This is a genomic window from Candidatus Methylomirabilota bacterium (assembly GCA_035709005.1).
Classification (GTDB): Bacteria; Methylomirabilota; Methylomirabilia; order Rokubacteriales; family CSP1-6; genus 40CM-4-69-5.
The window spans coordinates 281,888-297,124 of sequence record DASTFB010000087.1 but is presented as its reverse complement, the minus strand read 5'-3'; the positions used below and the strand labels follow the sequence as shown (position 1 = coordinate 297,124).

Below are 15,237 nucleotides of genomic sequence, written 5' to 3'. Positions count from 1 at the left end.
GCGGAGCCGGCTCAGCCGCGGTCGTCGGAGGGCGCGCCGCGGGCCAGCCACTGATCGAAGGTCGCCAGGGACCCGGCCAGCCGCCACTCGTGGAGGATCTCCAGAGCCATGGCCCGCACGCCGCCCGTCGACCTGGTCCGTGCGGCGGCGAGGCATCGGTCGAGCAGCCATCCTTCGAAGGCGTCGGCGTCCGGATCCTCACGCACGGCCGCCTCCAGGAGCTCCCGTTTGATGGCGAGGCCGATGGCGTCGGCCGTCGTGTCGCACCGCCGCCAGCCCAGGATGGCGCCGAGAGTCCGCGGCGCCTCCACGAGGTTGACGGCGAGGGCGTACCCCGTGCTCCGGGGCCGCGCGTAGCCCTGATCGAGCGCGGCCACATCGAGCTCGACGCTGGTCAGGTCGTCCAGAGCCAGCTCCGCGGGCGGCGTGGCTTGCAGGCGCGTCATGACCTTGAGATACCCGCGGCAACGGCTGCAGGTCTCGACCCCGGCCGCCGAGCTGCGTGTGATCTCGCTCGCCGCAGTACGGACAGCGCAGCCAGTCTCCGCGCCAGTCGGCGCCGCAGCGGTGGCAGCGCAGGCGCCGCGCTCGCTCGAGCCCCAGCTCCTCGGCCACGATGGGCCAGGCGCCGCACACCGGGCAGTAGCCCTTCCACTCGTTCTCGAGGGTGGCGCCGCCGAGTGAAAAGATCGCCGGCGTCATGTTGACCAGCTTGCCGTGGGGCAGGCGCTCGATGAACGTCTCGTCGCGGGTCCTTTTTGCCAGCTCGGCCACCCCGTCCATCGCCCGCTCCAGATCCCACACCTCCCACTCGGTGGCCCCGGCAGCCCGGTGCAACACCTTGGTCGGGCGGTTGGGATTCACGTGGAGCTGGTAGTCGCGGCGCCCTTGGGGCAGAGCGTGCCCTCGTTGTGGGGGCTGCGGGGATCACCTTCGATGTCGACGATGTGGCCATCGACGGTGTGGATCAGGGGGGCGCAGCCGACCGAGCAGTACGGGCACACGCTCGGGGTGGTCCTGGCGTTCGGCGGCAGCCCCGAGGAAGGACCGTCGAGAGAGGTCCATCGTGCTTGTCCCCTTTATGCAGGGTGCAAGCGAGGTGCCCGAGACCTCGCGTCGGTCAGGGCAGCCCGCCCACGGCGTTGACAGCGACCACCAGCATCGCCAGCAAGGCCACAACCAGAACGGCCACGCCGCTGCGGGCCGCCCACACGGCGCCGCGGCTGGGGGTCAGGCGTGCCTGGCGACTGCGGCGCCATGTGGAACGTTCGCCCTCCTCCAGGTACTCCACGGCCGCATCGACCGCGGCCCGGTCGATGCGACGTTTGCTGTCGGCGTAGCCGCTGAGCAGACAATGGTCACAAACCATGTTGATGACGCGGGGCACGCCGCCGCTGTAGTCGCCGATGCTCTGTACGGCAGCGTCGGTGAAGATGTCCGTATCGGAGCCGCCGGCCACCCGCAATCGGTGCCGGATGTACAGCCGCGTCTCTTCGGGGCTCAGCGCGCCGATGTGGTACCTGAGCCCGATGCGCTGCTTGAGCTGGCGGAGCTCGGCCGTGTTCAGCTTGTCCCCAAGCTCCGGTTGCCCCACCAGGAGAATCTGGATGAGCTTCTGGCGGGTCGTCTCGAAGTTGGAGAGCAGCCGGATCGCCTCCAGGCTTTCGAGCGAGAGATTCTGGGCCTCGTCGATCATGAGCACCGGGCTCCGACTCTGCCGATGCTGCTCGATCAGGAACTCATTCAGCTCGATAAGACGCTGGATGTGGCTTGTTCCGAGGGGCTTTACGCCCCAATCATGAAGAATGTACTCGAGCAGGCCCTCCATGGGCAGCGCCGAGTTGTGGACGTAGGCCACGGGCGTGGTGACATCGAGCTTCTCCAGCAGGGTCCGGAGCAGGGTTGTCTTGCCCGTGCCGATCTCGCCGGTGAGCACGAGAAAGCCCTTGCGTTCACGCACACCGTAGATGAGCTGGGCCAGCGCTTCCCGATGCCGAGCCGACTGGAAGAGGAAGCGCGGGTCCGGCGTGGGACCGAACGGCGCCTCCAGGAGGCCGTAGAAGCTCAGGTACATTTCAGCTTGCCGCCGAATCCTGCTTCAGGCCCATGTCCTTCATCTTGTACAGCAGCGCCCGGTAGCTGATCTTGAGCATCTGGGCTGTTTTGACGCGGTTCCAGCGGCACTGCTCGAGGGCCCGCCGGATCACCTGGCGCTCGGCCTCCAGCACCGCGCGTCGGGAGACCTCCTTGAGCGAGAGCTCGTTGGTCATCGTGAAGGTTTCGCCGCTGCTCTCGGCGCCGGCTCGTACCGGGACGGCGGTCAGCGTGCGGGGCAGGGTGGCGTCTTGCAGCACGATCATCCGCTTGAGGAAGTTCTCGAGCTCGCGGATGTTGCCCGGCCAGCTGTAGCGGACGAAGGCCTCCATGGAGTCCGGCGACAGCTCGGGCTCGGGGAAGTTGAACTGCCGCGCGTAGCGACGGGCGAAGTACTGCACGAGCCCGGGAATCTCCTCGCGCCGCTCGCGGAGCGGGGGGACCAGGATGCTGATGACGTTGAGGCGATAGAACAGGTCCTCCCGGAAGCGTCCGGCCGCCACTTCGCGCACCAGCTCCCGGTTGGTGGCGCAGATCACGCGGACGTCGACCCTGATGTTGTTCCGGCCACCTACCCGCGAGAACTCGCCGTCCTGGAGCACGTGCAGCAGCTTGGCCTGTAGAGCGGGGTGCAGCTCGCCGATCTCGTCCAGGAACATGGTGCCGCCGTCGGCCATCTCGAAACGCCCCGGCTTGCGCTGGTGGGCCCCGGTGAAGGCTCCCCGCTCGTGCCCGAACAGCTCGGACTCCAGCAGCTCCCTGGGCACCGCCGCGCAGTTAACCTTCACGAACGGCGCCCGGCGCCGGAGCGAGCGCGCGTGGATTGCTCGAGCCACGAGCTCCTTGCCCACGCCGGTCTCGCCGTGGATGAGCACGGTGACATCGGCCCGGGCGGCCTGCTCGATGACCGCCTGGATCTCGCGCATCGGCGGGCTGACCAGCAGCGCCAGCTCGCGCTCCAGGCGGGCCTCCGCTGCTGACGATGCCGAGGAGATGGCGAGTCCCGACGGGGTCGCGCACCCCGCTGTCGACTTGATGGCCTGCCCCAGGTCTTCGGCGGTGTAGGGACGGCGCAGGAACTTGTCGGCTCCCGCCTGGATCGCCTCGACGATTTGCGGGCTGTGATCGTGATCGACGATCATGATCACCGGTCCCGACTCCACCAGCCCCTGGGCTCGGCGGAGAAACTCGATGCCCGACATGCCGGGGAGCCGGATGGCGACCAGCGACAGGGCAACGCGTCGGTGTGGCACCATCTCCAGCGCCTCCTCGGCCGAGGTCACGGCGATGGGCGAGTAGCCCCACTGCTTGAGCTGAGCGACCACACGGCGACGTTGGTCGAGATCGTTTTCCACGACGAGGGCGTGCTGCTCGTTCATACATTCCGTCCCTCTCGCAAGAGATGTGCCGAATGCGCTCTGCCGGTCGTCATTGGCCCAGAGTGTGCCCGGCCGTGGCCGGGGCCTGCTTCGGCCAGCTCACGGGCCAGGGCGCCGACCGCGATGATGACCACCCGCTCGGCGAAGGGCGGCCGCTTGGCCAGCGCGTAGACGGCAACACGCAGCGGCAGCGTGGTCAGGAGCACGACGAGCGCCGGGGAGGCGAAGTCGCCGGGGCTGCTGGCCGCGGCGGGCAACCACGGCACAGCACTGACGCCCAGAATACCGAGCGCCGAGGCGCCTTCCAGGCACGCGAGTCGCTGGGCAACGGTCATGGCGGTCGGCGAGCGTTGTAAAACCGCTCACGCAGCGGGGGCCGCAAAGCATGTGCCAACGATGGCCGACGACCATCCGGTTCTGGATCACATCGCCGGCGAGGGAGAGCCGGCGGCGCTCACGATCTTCTCGACCTGCGAACGGAAAAACCGGTGGGGATGCGACCGGGGCCAGCCCGTTCGTCAGGCGGTAGGTGGCCACCACCGGAAGCGGAAAGCTGCCGACGTCGATCCGATCGTCGTACGATTCACGATCGAGTAGCGTCGCACGAGCTCCGACGGTGATGCCTCAGGGCAGCGTGTCCGGTCGACATGAGGATCAGGACGGGCGACCCAGACGGCTCAGGGCCGTCTGGTAGTGGGTCAGCGGCGCGGGCTTCGCGATCACGTCGATGGCGCCCAGGCGCTTGACCTCGTCCACCTGCTCCGGCGTGGCGTTGCCGGTGATGACGACCACCGGTAGCGTCGGACGACGCCGTCTCACCTCGGCCAGGACGTGCAGACCGTTCATGCCCGGCATCGAGACGTCGAGGAACAGGGCATCGGGTTCGGCGGTGCCGAGGAGCTTGAGAGCCTCCTCGCCGGAGTGCGCGACCTCCGCCCGATGGCCTTCCCGGGCCAGGGACCTGGCGAGGACCTCGGCGACCTGTGGTTCGTCATCCACGATCAAAATCCTCATGAGCGGCCTCCTGAAGGGTGGAGTAAGGCTTACAATCGAATAGGGCAAGTTTCTACAAATCAGTTCACGGCCGAGGATGTCGCTCGGAGCCAAGTGCTTGTAACATCGCGAGAATCACCTGGGAAAACGCCTGGCATTACCCCTGCAGTCCCGGTCACGCGCACGGATTACCAAATCGACTATGAGCCGGGGGGACTCGATGAACGCAGATGGCTTGAGCCTCTGTATGAGCAGCAAGATGCAGCCCGTCCGTGATCTCGTCGCCAAGGTCGCCGGCACGAACACCACGGTCCTGCTGCGAGGCGAGAGCGGCGTGGGCAAGGAGATCGTGGCGCGGGCGATTCACAGGCTCTCGCCCCGGGCCGCCAGGCAGTTCCTCAAGGTCAATTGCGCCGCGCTGCCCAGCGAGCTGCTGGAGTCGGAACTGTTCGGACACGAGAAGGGTGCCTTCACGGGCGCCTATCGCCAGAAGCCAGGAAAGTTCGAGGCCGCCGATGGTGGGACCCTGCTGCTCGACGAGATCGGGGAGATGCCGCTGCGCCTGCAGGCGAAGCTGCTCCACGTCCTCCAGGACGGCGAGTTCTCGCGCGTGGGCGGTGAAAAGGTCATCGGCACCGATGCCCGATTGATCGCCTCCACCAACCGGGATCTGGAGGCGGCCATGCGCGCCCACCAGTTCCGGGAGGACCTCTACTACCGGCTCAACGTCATCGAGATCCGCGTCCCACCCCTGCGCGAGCGGCGCGAGGAGATTCCGGTCCTCGTCGAGCACTTCCGCCGGAAGTTCAACGCCCAGTATCTGCGGGCTATCGAGATCTCGCCGGACACGGTGCGGTTGTTCATGGAGTATCACTGGCCCGGCAACATCCGCGAGCTCGAGAACGCGGTGAAGCGCATCGTCGTGCTGGGCAGCGCGCGGCCGGTGCACCAGGAGGTTCTGGCCCATCTCAACCGTGGTCCTCGCCCCGCGACGCCGGGTGTGGCGGTGGCGGCAGCCACCCTCAACCCGGAGGGCGTCATCAGCCTCAAGGACATCGCCCGTCAGGCCGCCCGCGAAGCCGAGAGGGTCGCCATCAAGGAAGTGCTGGATCGCGTTCACTGGAACCGGGCCAAGGCCGCCCGCCTGCTCCAGATCAGCTACAAGGCACTGTTGTACAAGATCGTCCAGTGCGGCCTGGTGACGCCGGAAGAGCGGGCCGAGAAGGGGAAGGAGTTGCGCGAAGTGATCGCCTCCTAACCCGCGCGCGGGGGGCCTCATCGGGTAAGGGAAGTCCTCGCGGGCTACGCGAAGCGCGCTCATCGTTCCTCGACCACCCTGGAGCGGGAGCAACTCTCATGCCCGGGCCGGACCGGCGGGTAAGTCCTCGCCGCGACGACGCAGGCCGCCCCGAGGAAGAACGGGCTTTCCGCGTTCCGGTACGCGGTTCCCCTGCGCCGGGGCGGTGATGGTACCCTTGGCGCCATGTTCGATATCGGGCTTCAAGAGCTTCTGGTCATCGGCGTCATCGCCCTGCTCGTGTTCGGCCCCTCGAAGCTGCCCGAGCTCGGGCGAATGGTGGGCCGTACCATGCGGGAATTCCGCCGGGCCAGCGACGAGTTCCGTTCCACCGTGGAAACCAATCTCCACATCAACGACCCCGACCCCGTGATCCAGCCGCCCGTCTCCGCCGACGCCGGCGCGAGCCCGCTGCCGTCCGAGACCGAGCCGCCGCTCGCGGACCCCGACGTCGCCCCGACGACGCCGACGACGCCGGACACGGGCGAGCCCTACTGCGCGCAGCGCGGCTCGCGGCTCTTTCATCGCCGCGAGTGCTCCTGGATCGGCCGGATCCCGGAAATCGAGCGCGTCTACCTCAAGCGCGTGGCCGACGCGCGCGACGAGGGTTTTCGGGAATGCCCGGTCTGCGAGCCGTGGGAGCCGGAGTAGTCGCAAAAAATTTTGGTTGACTTGCTCAACATGCGTTGAGTAGCCTCTTGGTCCACGGAGGCGACATGCGCGAATTGACCAGCCGGCAGCGCGATGTGCTGGGATTCATCCGCTCCTTCTCCGGCCGTCACGGGGTGCCCCCGACCGTCCGAGAGATCGGCGAGCGATTCCACGTCACCCCTCGGGCGGCATTCGATCATCTGCGGGCGCTCGAGCGCAAGGGCATGCTACAGCGCCGGACCACCACGCGGCGCACGTCGCGGGCCCTCACGCTGGCCGAGCCCGCGGCCGGTTATCGCAGCGTCCCGATCCTCGGTCGGATCGCCGCCGGCCGACCGCTGCTCGCCGCCGAGAACCGGGAGGGCGATCTGCCGGTGGCGGCCAGCGCGTTGCCCGGCGGCGATGGCGACGACGTCTTCGCGCTGCGCGTGCGCGGGGACAGCATGATCGAGGCCCACATCTGTGACGGTGACCTGGTGCTGGTGCACCGTCAGGACACCGCCCAGCCGAACGACATCGTGGTCGCCTGGCTCGAGTCCGAGACCAGCGAAGGGGAGGCCACGGTCAAACGACTGCTCTGGGACGGCCCGCGCATCGTGCTCAAGCCCGAGAACCGCGCCCTCACGCCGCTGGTGGTGGACCCGGCGAAGCGTCGTGTGCAGATCCTCGGTAAGGTCATCGGCGTGCTTCGCGGTTTCTGAGCATGGCCGCCATCGTGTGGGTCGGAACCGAGCACCGTCGTTGTGCAGCCCGGCGCGCCCAGAGCGCGACGGTCCGGGAGGTGGCCCGCGAACTGGGCCGTGCGGCGTCGATGGTCGCCGCGCTGGCCGCCTGGGGCGCGCTCTTACTGCTGCTGGTGGCGTAGCGCGCGCTCCCAGACGCGCGCGCTCACGAACAGGTCCACGAGCTCGCCATCGATGGTGCCCGCCTGCCGCTCCTCATCCAGGATAGCGAGCGCCTGGGAGACGGGTACCGCACGCTTGTAGGGACGATCGCCGGCCGTGAGCGCGTCGAAGATGTCGGCGATGGTCATGATCCGCGACTGCAGGGGGATCTGGTCGCCCGTCAGGCCATGGGGATAGCCGGAGCCGTCCAGCTTCTCGTGGTGGGACCGCGCAATCTCCGGGATGCGACGGAACTCCTTGGTCCAGGGAATCCGGGCCAGGAACTCCCAGGTGTGCACGACGTGAGAGCGGATTTCGCGCACTTCCTCCTCGGTCAGGCTGCCGCGCGCGATACGCAGGGCCCGGGTTTCGTCGGGCGTGAGCAGGGTCCGGGGTCCCGACGCCGAGTCCTCGATGACCCGCCGGGCCAGCCGCTCGACCTGAGCGGCTGTCTCCCGGGGGAGCACTTCCGGCTCGTTGGCCTGCTCGATGTGCTCCAGCGCCGCGTCGATCTCCCTCACCAGGACCGCCAGCTCGGACTCCAGGCGGGCGGCGTCCTCCGCATAGTCGCCGGGGCCCCGCCGGAGGAGGGCGTCGAGCTTGCCGCGCTCGCAGCGGAGCTCCAGGCCGCGCTTGGCCAGGGCGACCCGCTGGCGAATGGCGTCCAGTTGCGCCGGATACAGCTTCTTGGCCTTGAGCAGCACGTGCTCGCGGACTCCCACCTTGCCGAAGTCGTGGAGGAGCGCGGCGTATCGGAGCTCCCTGATCTCGTCGGAGCTGAAGCGCGCGGAGGCGTAACGCCCATGCGCGCAGCGGGTCACCGCCTCTGCCAGGGCCACGCTGAGCTCGGCGACGCGGAAGGAGTGGCCCGAGGTCGTCGGGTCGCGCGCCTCGATGGCCATCACCGACGCGCTCACGAAGCCCTCGAACAGTCGCCGGATGCTCTGATAGAGGCGACTGTTGTCGACAGCGACCGCCGCTTGTGAGGCCAGCGACTCGGCGAGCGCCTCGTACCGGGGTCCGAAGGGCCGCACGCGACGCTCGACGTCGTCGCGGTCCACCAGTCGCCCCGGCCCTCCCGGCTTGCAGTTGATCAGCTGGAGGATACCGATGGTCTCCCCGGGCGGCGTGCGCATGGGCACGACGAGCATGGACTTGGTGCGGTAACCGATCTGCTCGTCGAACGCCTTGTTGATGTGGAAGGGGGAGCCGAGGGGAAGGTGATAGGCGTCCTCGAGGTTCACGGTCTTGCCGGTAAGGGCCACGTGGCCGGCGATGCTGGCGTTGTCCAGGGGCAGCCGCGCCGCACGAAATGGGATGTCGACGCTGTCGTTCTGCGCCAGGGCGAAGAACAGGTGACGGCCGGCGTCGCGCTCCTCCTCCACCAGGTACAGCGAGCCGGCGTCGCTCTCCGTGATCTCGCGGGCCTTGCCGAGGATGAGCTCCAGCAGGGTGTCGGGTCGGCGCTCCGCGGACAGCCGAATCCCGATCGCGTTGAGCTCGGCCAGCTCGTGACCGAGCCGGCGTACCTCGGCGGCGGTATCCAGGTCGGCGAAGGCGCTGGCGACCGTGCGGGCCAGGATGGGCCGCCCCACACCGCGGGGCAGCACGGCGTACCAGTGCTCGGGCCAGGGACCGCCGGCCGGCGGGGCCACGAGGGCGATCACGTGCATCCGGGCCAGCGGCGGGGGATCGGCCACGTCGCCGTCGACGACCAGCACGGCCGGCATCGCCGGGATCGGCACTCCGGGGACCGTCGGTTGTACTTCGAACTCGCCGGCCAGCGTCGAGGCCGCATCTGCGGCGACCGGCGACCGGGCGTCGTAGTACACCGTTTGCGGCATAGGTCGAGCGTAGGTTGCCCGCCGCGAGCAAGTCAATTATTGGTGGTGGCATGAGCCATTTTGCCGAGCTTGCCAAGTTGTGCCAGCGCCTGGCGCGAACGCCGGGCCGGCTCGACAAGCGCCGGCTGGTGGCCGGCTACCTCAAGGCCCTGGCGCCGGACGAGGTTGGCACGGCGGTCGCCTTCCTCACGGCCCGCCCCTTTCCCGCCTCCGACCCCCGGGTGCTCAACGTCCGGGGTCTGCCGGGGTGGAGCGATCGGGCCGCGCCCGCCGCCGACACGCCGCCCGCTGATGCCCCGCTCTCCCTGGGCGATGTCGCTGCGGCCTTCGCCGAGGTCGCCCAGGCTACTGGTCCCGGCGTGAGACGCCAGCGCGACGCGCGGCTCGCCGCGTTGGTGGCGCGAGCCTCCCCACCGGAGCGCGACGTGCTGGCTGGCATCATCGGCGGCGAGCTGCGGACAGGGGTGTCGGATGGCCTCGTCCTGGAGGCGATCGCCGAGGCCGCGGGCGCCGATCCGGCGCTGGCCCGCCGGGCGGCCCTGTTTCTGGGCGATCTCTCGGTCGTCGCCACGCTGGGCCTCGCGCAAGGGCCGGCTGGCCTGGCCGCCGTCAGGCCGCGGTTGTTCGTGCCCTTGCTGCCGATGCTGGCCGAGACCGCCGCCGACTTCGACGAGGTGCTCGCCGCGCACGGCGGCCAGACCGCGCTCGAGTACAAGTACGACGGCGCCCGGATCCAGCTCCACATGGACGGCGAGCGCGTGGCCATCTGGAGCCGGCGCCTGTCCGATGTGACGCGGAGCCTGCCCGACGTGGCCGCGGTGGCGCGGCGCGACCTGACCGGGAGCCCGGTCATCCTCGACGGCGAGGTGATCGCGCTGGACGCCACCGGGCGGCCATTGCCGTTCCAGGAGCTGATGCGACGGTTCCGGCGCGTGCACGACGTGGAGGCCCGGGCCGCCGAGCTGCCGCTGTCGCTGCACCTGTTCGATTGCCTGCTGGCCGAGGGCCGGTCGTTGATCGACGAGCCCTATGCGCGGCGCTGGGAGACGCTGGCCCGGGTGACGGGCGGTCGCTATCTCGCCGAGCGCGCCATCGTGAGGTCGATGGAGGAGGCGCGGGTCGTGCGCACGCGAGCGCTGGCCGCCGGTCACGAGGGCGTGATGGCCAAGGACCTCCGCTCGCCGTACGAACCGGGCGGTCGCGGCAAGCGGTGGTTCAAGCTCAAGACGGTGGCGACCGTCGACTGCGTGATCGTGGCTGCCGACCGCGGCTCGGGCCGGCGGGTGGGCTGGCTGTCGAACTACCATCTGGCGGTCCGCGGCGGGGCCCACTGGGCCGAGGTGGGCAAGACGTTCAAGGGGCTCACCGATCGCGAGTTCGCCGGCATGACCGAGCAGCTGTGGACGCTGGCCGTCAGCGACGACGGCTTCACCGTCCGGGTACGGCCGGAGGTCGTCGTCGAGGTCGAGTTCAACGAGATCCAGAAGAGCCCGACGTATCCCTCGGGGCTGGCCCTGCGCTTCGCGCGCATCACCCGGATCCGCGAGGACAAGGCTCCCGACCAGGCGACCACTCTGGACGAGCTGCGGATGCTGTACGACAAGCAGTTCGTCACCAAGGGGCGGGTCGGCGGCGGACCGCGCCCACTGGTGTAGAATCCACGCCCGTGACCGCGCGCGTCTCCACGGGGCTCGCCAGGCTCGACGCCATGCTGGGCGGCGGTCTGCTCCCCGGTACACTGACCGTCGTGTACGGGGCCACCGGCATCGGCAAGACGCACCTGGGCCTGACGTTCGCCAACCACGGTCTGCCCGCCGACGGTGCCCGCGGCATCGTGCTCGACATGAACGGCCGGGGGGACTCGCAGCAGCACGACGAGTACGCCAGCCGACTCTTCAGCTGGCCGCTGGCTACGTGGACGCACACGGTGACGCCCATGGCCGAGCCTTATCCCCCACCCGGGCAGCTGCAGGCCTGCTACTGCAACGCGCTTCGCTGGGTGGGCCGTGTGCGCGACTTTCAGGTGCCCAGCGCCGACGGGGGCTGGGAGTTCGATTGGAACTGGAAAGCGGCCTACAATCACGCGCTCTATACGGTGCGGCCGTTCATGTATTTTCACTTCGCGGCCGGCAGCCGGCGGGTCGTCGTCGATGGTGTGGAGCCGATGGACGCGCCCGCCGAGTCGATCCAGTGCCGCATGTTCGACGAGATCTATCGCACGGTGATCCACCGGGACGCCGAGATCCTGGGCATGGAGCTGTGTCTGCCCGTGTGGAAACACCGTGACTTCATCGATGCGCACCGCTACGACCACACGCGGGTCACCACGCTGCTGCTGGTCACGACCGAGGAAACGCGCCTGGAAGACCTGCTGGCCCGCAAGGTGGCCACCGGGGACATCGGAGCCACCGCCAACACCGTCATCGTGATGGGCAGCGAGCGCGTGGGCCAGCGCCTGGCCCGCATGCTGTGCGTGGTCAAACACCGCGGGAGCTCGATGAGTGACGAGATCGCCGAGTTCCGCATCGGCGCGACGGGACTGGAGCTGCTCTAGGGTCGGCAGCCTGGCGGCGATCGCGCTGCTGCTCGGCGGCTGCGCGGGGCCCGTGCCCGAGCTGTTTCCTCCGGCTCCCACCGAGCGCGTCAAGACCGTGTGGGTGGTCGGTCATGGCTGGCATGTCGGCCTGGCCCTTCGCCGCGCCGACATCTCGACGCGCATCTGGCCCGAGAGCGCCGAGCTCGGGCCGGTCCGGTTCATCGAGGTCGGCTGGGGCGACGGCGAGTTCTATCCTGCGGCCACCGGCACCAGCGGCATGGCTCTCAAGGCGGCGTTCTGGTCCGAGTCGAGCGTGCTCCATGTCGCCGGCTTCGACCCGCCGGTCGTCGAGTTCTTCCGAGGGAACCCGCTCGTGGCGATCGAGCTCTCGCCCCGCGGCTTCGACGCGCTCACGCGGTTCATCCACCAGGCGTATGCTCGGGACGCCGCCGGCCGGCTGGTGACGGTGGCCCCGGCGGTGTACGGGCGCGGCGCGTTCTACCTGGCCACCGGCCGGTATCATGTGCTCACCAACTCCAACTCCTGGACGGCCCGCGCGCTCCGAGCGGCCGGCTGCCCGATCACGCCGGCCTGGGCCCTGACCGCCGGGAACGTGCTCTGGCAGGTCCGTCGTTTCGGGCTCGCCGTCTCGACCGGGGGAAGCGACGGGGGATTCGTGTCCGGGAGCCCGGCATGGGCGACTTCCTCATCCAGCGGCTGACCTCCTGGCACGTCGCGCTGCTGCGCGCTGTGCTGGAGGCGGCGGGTCGCCGGCTGGAACCGGTCCTGGTCGGCGGGGCGGTGCGCGACGGCTGTCTGGGACGGTCGGGGTCGATCGACCTCGATGTGACGGTGCCGGCACGCGCGCTGGCGATCGCCCGTGACGTCGCCAATCGTCTCGGAGGGGCGTTCGTATGCCTGGACGCCGAGCGTGGTGCCGGGCGGGTCATCGTCGACGGCCAGCAGCTCGACATGTCCGACTATCGGGCCGGGACCCTGGAGGAGGATCTGGCGGGGCGGGACTTCACCGTCAACGCCCTCGCGGTGTCCATCCGCACGCTGCTCGCCTCGGGGCGGGCCTCGATCATCGATCCCACCGGCGGGCTGAGGGATCTCCGGGCCCGCCGGCTGCGCGTGCCCGCGCCGGGCGTCCTGGAACAGGATCCCGCGCGCACGCTTCGGGGAGTGCATCTGGAAGCCGCGCTGGGGTTCCGGCTGTCGCCGGCAACAGCGCGGGCGATCGCCGCGCACGCGCCCGGGCTGGCTCGCGTGTCGCCGGAGCGGGTGCGCGACGAGGTGGCGGCCCTGCTGGGCCTGGCCGACACAGAGCGGGCGCTCAGGCGAGCCGATCGGCTTCACCTGCTCGGTGTGGTCCTGCCGGAAATCGAGCCCATGCGGGGCACCCGTCAGCCGCCGCCTCACCGCTTCGCAGTGCTCGAGCATTGTCTGCGCGCGGTGGGCGGTGCCGATCTCGTCGTGGCCCGGCCGCACGCCCTGACGCCGCTCGGGGAAGAGCTGGGGGGGCACCTCATGGAGCCCCTGGGCGGCGGCTTCGGCCGTGGCCACGTCTTGAAGCTGGCCGCGCTGTTGCATGACGTCGCCAAGCCCCAGACGCGACGCCTCGTCGCCGGGCGCGTCCGGTTCTTCGGGCACGATGTGCTCGGTGAAGCCAGCGTGCGGGCGATCGGAGAGCGCCTGCGCCTGCCCCGCGCCGTCACCACGGTGCTGGCTCGACTCGTGCGTCACCATCTGAGGCCCATGCATCTGGGCGGAGCGGGGGAGGTGACGGCCCGCGCTCGTTACCGCTTCTATCGTGACCTGGGGCCGGAAACGCGGGACCTCTTGCTCCTGGCCCTCGTCGACGCCGCGGCTGTACGTGGCCAGTCGGCGCTGGCCGTTTGGCCTCGTGCCGCGCTGATCCGTGACCTGCTCCGGGGGTGGGAGCGAGAGCGCCAGACGGCGACGGCGCCCCCGCTGCTGCGCGGCGAGGACGTCATGACACACTTCGGCCTGCCCCCGGGTCCCCCGGTGGGCTGGCTCCTCGGCCGGGCGCGCGAGGCGCAGGACCTCGGGCTGGTGCGCACCCGGCAAGAGGCGCTGGCCTACCTTGACTCACACCGGGCCGCCCCCTACAGTACGGACCGAACGCCCGGCAGCCGTGGCGCAGCCGGAGTAGAATAAGACGATCGCGCGGCCGTAATTCAGTGGCAGAATGCCAGCTTCCCAAGCTGGACGTCGCCGGTTCGAATCCGGTCGGCCGCTCCAACGCAACCAGGGGGTACGGGCCGAGCCCGTAGCCCCCTGGCGCGCTGCCTCAGATGACGTTGCTGGCGCGCAGCAGGTCGATCTCGTCCGGACGATAGCCCAGCTCGGTCAAGATCTCATCGGTGTGCTCGCCCAGCGTGGGGGCCCGGTGCCGGAAGCGCCCGGGAGTCTCAGACAGATCGACGGGCGTGGGCGCCAGCGGCGCCGGCCGCGGTAGCCCGGGATACTCGATGTCCTCCAGGAATCGGGCCGAGCGGATGTGCGCGTCTTCCAGCGCCTGCTGTGGCGAGTAGAGCGGGCCCGCCGGGATCTGGGCCTTCTCGAGTTCGGCCAGCGCCTGGGCCGTGGAGCGCTCGGCGGTCCAGGCCGACATCCGCCGCGAGAGGAGCTCGCCGTGGTCGCCGCGCGCCTGGTCGTCCTTGAAGCGGAGATCGGTGAGCCAGAACTCCTCCCCCATGAGCGCAGCCCACCGTTTGAACATTGGCCCGCCGATGGCGTACGCGATGATCCAGCCGTCGCGCGTGCGGAACAGGTCCGAGGGAGCAGACGTCTGACCACGGTTCACAGTGGCGACACGGTTGGGCCGGATCACCTGCTGCTCGACCAGGGTCGGGTTGTTGAAGGCGATGGCCGTGCGGAGAAGGGCCCCCTCGACTTTTTGGCCGCGGCCGGTCTTCTGCCGCTCCATCAACGCCGCCAGCGTGCCGAAGGCCGCGAGCGACGCCGTCCCGAAATCGACCCAGGGGACGGCGGCCCGCAGCGGTTGCGCGGGCGTGCCCGTCAGGTAGGCCGAGCCGCACATGACCTGGCCGATACCGTCGAAGCCGTGCTTGTGGCTCCACGGCCCGCCGGCCCCGAAGGCCGTGACGGTGGTCAGGATCACGTCGGGCTTCACGCGGCGCAAACTGTCGAGGTCGAGGCGCAGCGAGCGCAGCACGTCGGGCGGCAAGTTGGCGACGACGACGTCCGCCGTGGCCACCAGTCGCCGCACGACCTCGCGGCCCTCCGCGCGCGCGGGGTCGAGTGTCATGGCGCGCTTGTTGCGGTTCATCACGAGGAACATCGCGCCGACGCCGTCCGCGCCCACCGGCGCCACCCAACGGTCCTCGCCGCCGCCACGGCGCTCGATGCGGATGACGTCGGCCCCGAGGTCGGCGAGCAGGGCGGCGCAGTAGGGGCCGGCGATGTAGCGCCCGAAGTCCAGGACTCTGATGCCCGCCAGGACGTCGCCGGGCGGTCGCGCGGCGCGCTCGGCCTCATTCATGCGGTGCGCTAGGGTAGCGCAAGCCGGCTC

General features: G+C 69.7%; 16 protein-coding genes, 1 tRNA gene and 1 pseudogene. 10 read left to right on the top strand and 8 right to left on the bottom strand.

Translation table 11 applies throughout. The annotated features are described in order from the left end of the window. Nucleotides 1-11: 11 nt before the first annotated feature. From fdhE to VFR64_16545, 5 genes and pseudogenes are all read right to left on the bottom strand, one after another. The gene (gene fdhE / locus VFR64_16565) at nucleotides 12-509 is read right to left on the bottom strand and encodes a formate dehydrogenase accessory protein FdhE (GenBank protein ID HET9491352.1); all 498 of its coding nucleotides are present in this window, start codon (nucleotides 507-509) and stop codon (nucleotides 12-14) included. Between the two features lie 142 nt (nucleotides 510-651). Beyond that, nucleotides 652-1,022 (bottom strand): annotated as a pseudogene (locus VFR64_16560) (formate dehydrogenase). Nucleotides 1,023-1,120: 98 nt separating this feature from the next. After that, a complete protein-coding gene (locus tag VFR64_16555; GenBank protein HET9491351.1) occupies nucleotides 1,121-2,074 on the bottom strand; it encodes an AAA family ATPase in 954 nt (317 codons plus the stop codon). A gap of 1 nt (nucleotide 2,075) precedes the next feature. Beyond that, entirely contained in the window at nucleotides 2,076-3,473 is a 1,398-nt protein-coding gene (locus tag VFR64_16550; GenBank protein ID HET9491350.1) for a sigma-54 dependent transcriptional regulator, read from the bottom strand. After that, nucleotides 3,470-3,808: a hypothetical protein gene (locus VFR64_16545; GenBank protein HET9491349.1), complete on the bottom strand. Its 339-nt coding sequence runs from the start codon at nucleotides 3,806-3,808 to the stop codon at nucleotides 3,470-3,472. The genes VFR64_16550 and VFR64_16545 overlap by 4 nt, the downstream gene beginning before the upstream one ends. Nucleotides 3,809-3,869: 61 nt before the next feature. On the opposite strand from VFR64_16545, the gene VFR64_16540 reads away from it, so the two are divergent. Further along, nucleotides 3,870-4,070, top strand: a complete 201-nt coding sequence (locus tag VFR64_16540) for a hypothetical protein (protein HET9491348.1) — start codon at nucleotides 3,870-3,872, stop codon at nucleotides 4,068-4,070. 57 nt (nucleotides 4,071-4,127) lie between these two features. Here the strand turns inward: VFR64_16540 and VFR64_16535 are convergent, their stop codons facing one another. Next, the gene (locus tag VFR64_16535; protein HET9491347.1) at nucleotides 4,128-4,472 is read right to left on the bottom strand and encodes a response regulator; all 345 of its coding nucleotides are present in this window, start codon (nucleotides 4,470-4,472) and stop codon (nucleotides 4,128-4,130) included. Nucleotides 4,473-4,713: 241 nt separating this feature from the next. Between VFR64_16535 and VFR64_16530 the strand changes: the two genes are divergently transcribed. The 4 genes from VFR64_16530 (at nucleotide 4,714) to VFR64_16515 (ending at nucleotide 7,279) form a co-directional block, all read left to right on the top strand. Next, nucleotides 4,714-5,724 (top strand): sigma 54-interacting transcriptional regulator, encoded by a 1,011-nt coding sequence (locus tag VFR64_16530; protein HET9491346.1) that lies wholly within the window; start codon nucleotides 4,714-4,716, stop codon nucleotides 5,722-5,724. Nucleotides 5,725-5,949: 225 nt separating this feature from the next. Continuing rightward, complete coding sequence (gene tatA / locus VFR64_16525) at nucleotides 5,950-6,414, top strand: twin-arginine translocase TatA/TatE family subunit (protein HET9491345.1); 465 nt, start codon at nucleotides 5,950-5,952, stop codon at nucleotides 6,412-6,414. Nucleotides 6,415-6,479: 65 nt separating this feature from the next. Next, on the top strand, nucleotides 6,480-7,115 hold the full coding sequence (gene lexA / locus VFR64_16520) for a transcriptional repressor LexA (GenBank protein ID HET9491344.1): 636 nt from the start codon (nucleotides 6,480-6,482) through the stop codon (nucleotides 7,113-7,115). 14 nt (nucleotides 7,116-7,129) lie between these two features. Continuing rightward, entirely contained in the window at nucleotides 7,130-7,279 is a 150-nt protein-coding gene (locus VFR64_16515; GenBank protein ID HET9491343.1) for a hypothetical protein, read from the top strand. Here VFR64_16515 and VFR64_16510 read toward each other — a convergent pair. Then, nucleotides 7,259-9,142, bottom strand: a complete 1,884-nt coding sequence (locus VFR64_16510; GenBank protein ID HET9491342.1) for an HD domain-containing phosphohydrolase — start codon at nucleotides 9,140-9,142, stop codon at nucleotides 7,259-7,261. The two genes, VFR64_16515 and VFR64_16510, sit on opposite strands and share 21 nt — an antisense overlap. A 50-nt stretch (nucleotides 9,143-9,192) precedes the next feature. On the opposite strand from VFR64_16510, the gene VFR64_16505 reads away from it, so the two are divergent. From VFR64_16505 to VFR64_16485, 5 genes are all read left to right on the top strand, one after another. Then, complete coding sequence (locus VFR64_16505; GenBank protein ID HET9491341.1) at nucleotides 9,193-10,797, top strand: ATP-dependent DNA ligase; 1,605 nt, start codon at nucleotides 9,193-9,195, stop codon at nucleotides 10,795-10,797. Between the two features lie 11 nt (nucleotides 10,798-10,808). Continuing rightward, a complete protein-coding gene (locus tag VFR64_16500) occupies nucleotides 10,809-11,696 on the top strand; it encodes an ATPase domain-containing protein (GenBank protein HET9491340.1) in 888 nt (295 codons plus the stop codon). Further along, entirely contained in the window at nucleotides 11,644-12,399 is a 756-nt protein-coding gene (locus VFR64_16495) for a DUF2459 domain-containing protein (protein HET9491339.1), read from the top strand. The genes VFR64_16500 and VFR64_16495 overlap by 53 nt, the downstream gene beginning before the upstream one ends. Further along, the gene (locus tag VFR64_16490) at nucleotides 12,372-13,859 is read left to right on the top strand and encodes an HD domain-containing protein (GenBank protein HET9491338.1); all 1,488 of its coding nucleotides are present in this window, start codon (nucleotides 12,372-12,374) and stop codon (nucleotides 13,857-13,859) included. The genes VFR64_16495 and VFR64_16490 overlap by 28 nt, the downstream gene beginning before the upstream one ends. Nucleotides 13,860-13,868: 9 nt before the next feature. After that, nucleotides 13,869-13,943 (top strand) — tRNA-Gly (locus tag VFR64_16485). Nucleotides 13,944-13,992: 49 nt separating this feature from the next. Here the strand turns inward: VFR64_16485 and VFR64_16480 are convergent. Next, nucleotides 13,993-15,207: a CoA transferase gene (locus VFR64_16480; protein HET9491337.1), complete on the bottom strand. Its 1,215-nt coding sequence runs from the start codon at nucleotides 15,205-15,207 to the stop codon at nucleotides 13,993-13,995. Nucleotides 15,208-15,237: the final 30 nt, after the last annotated feature.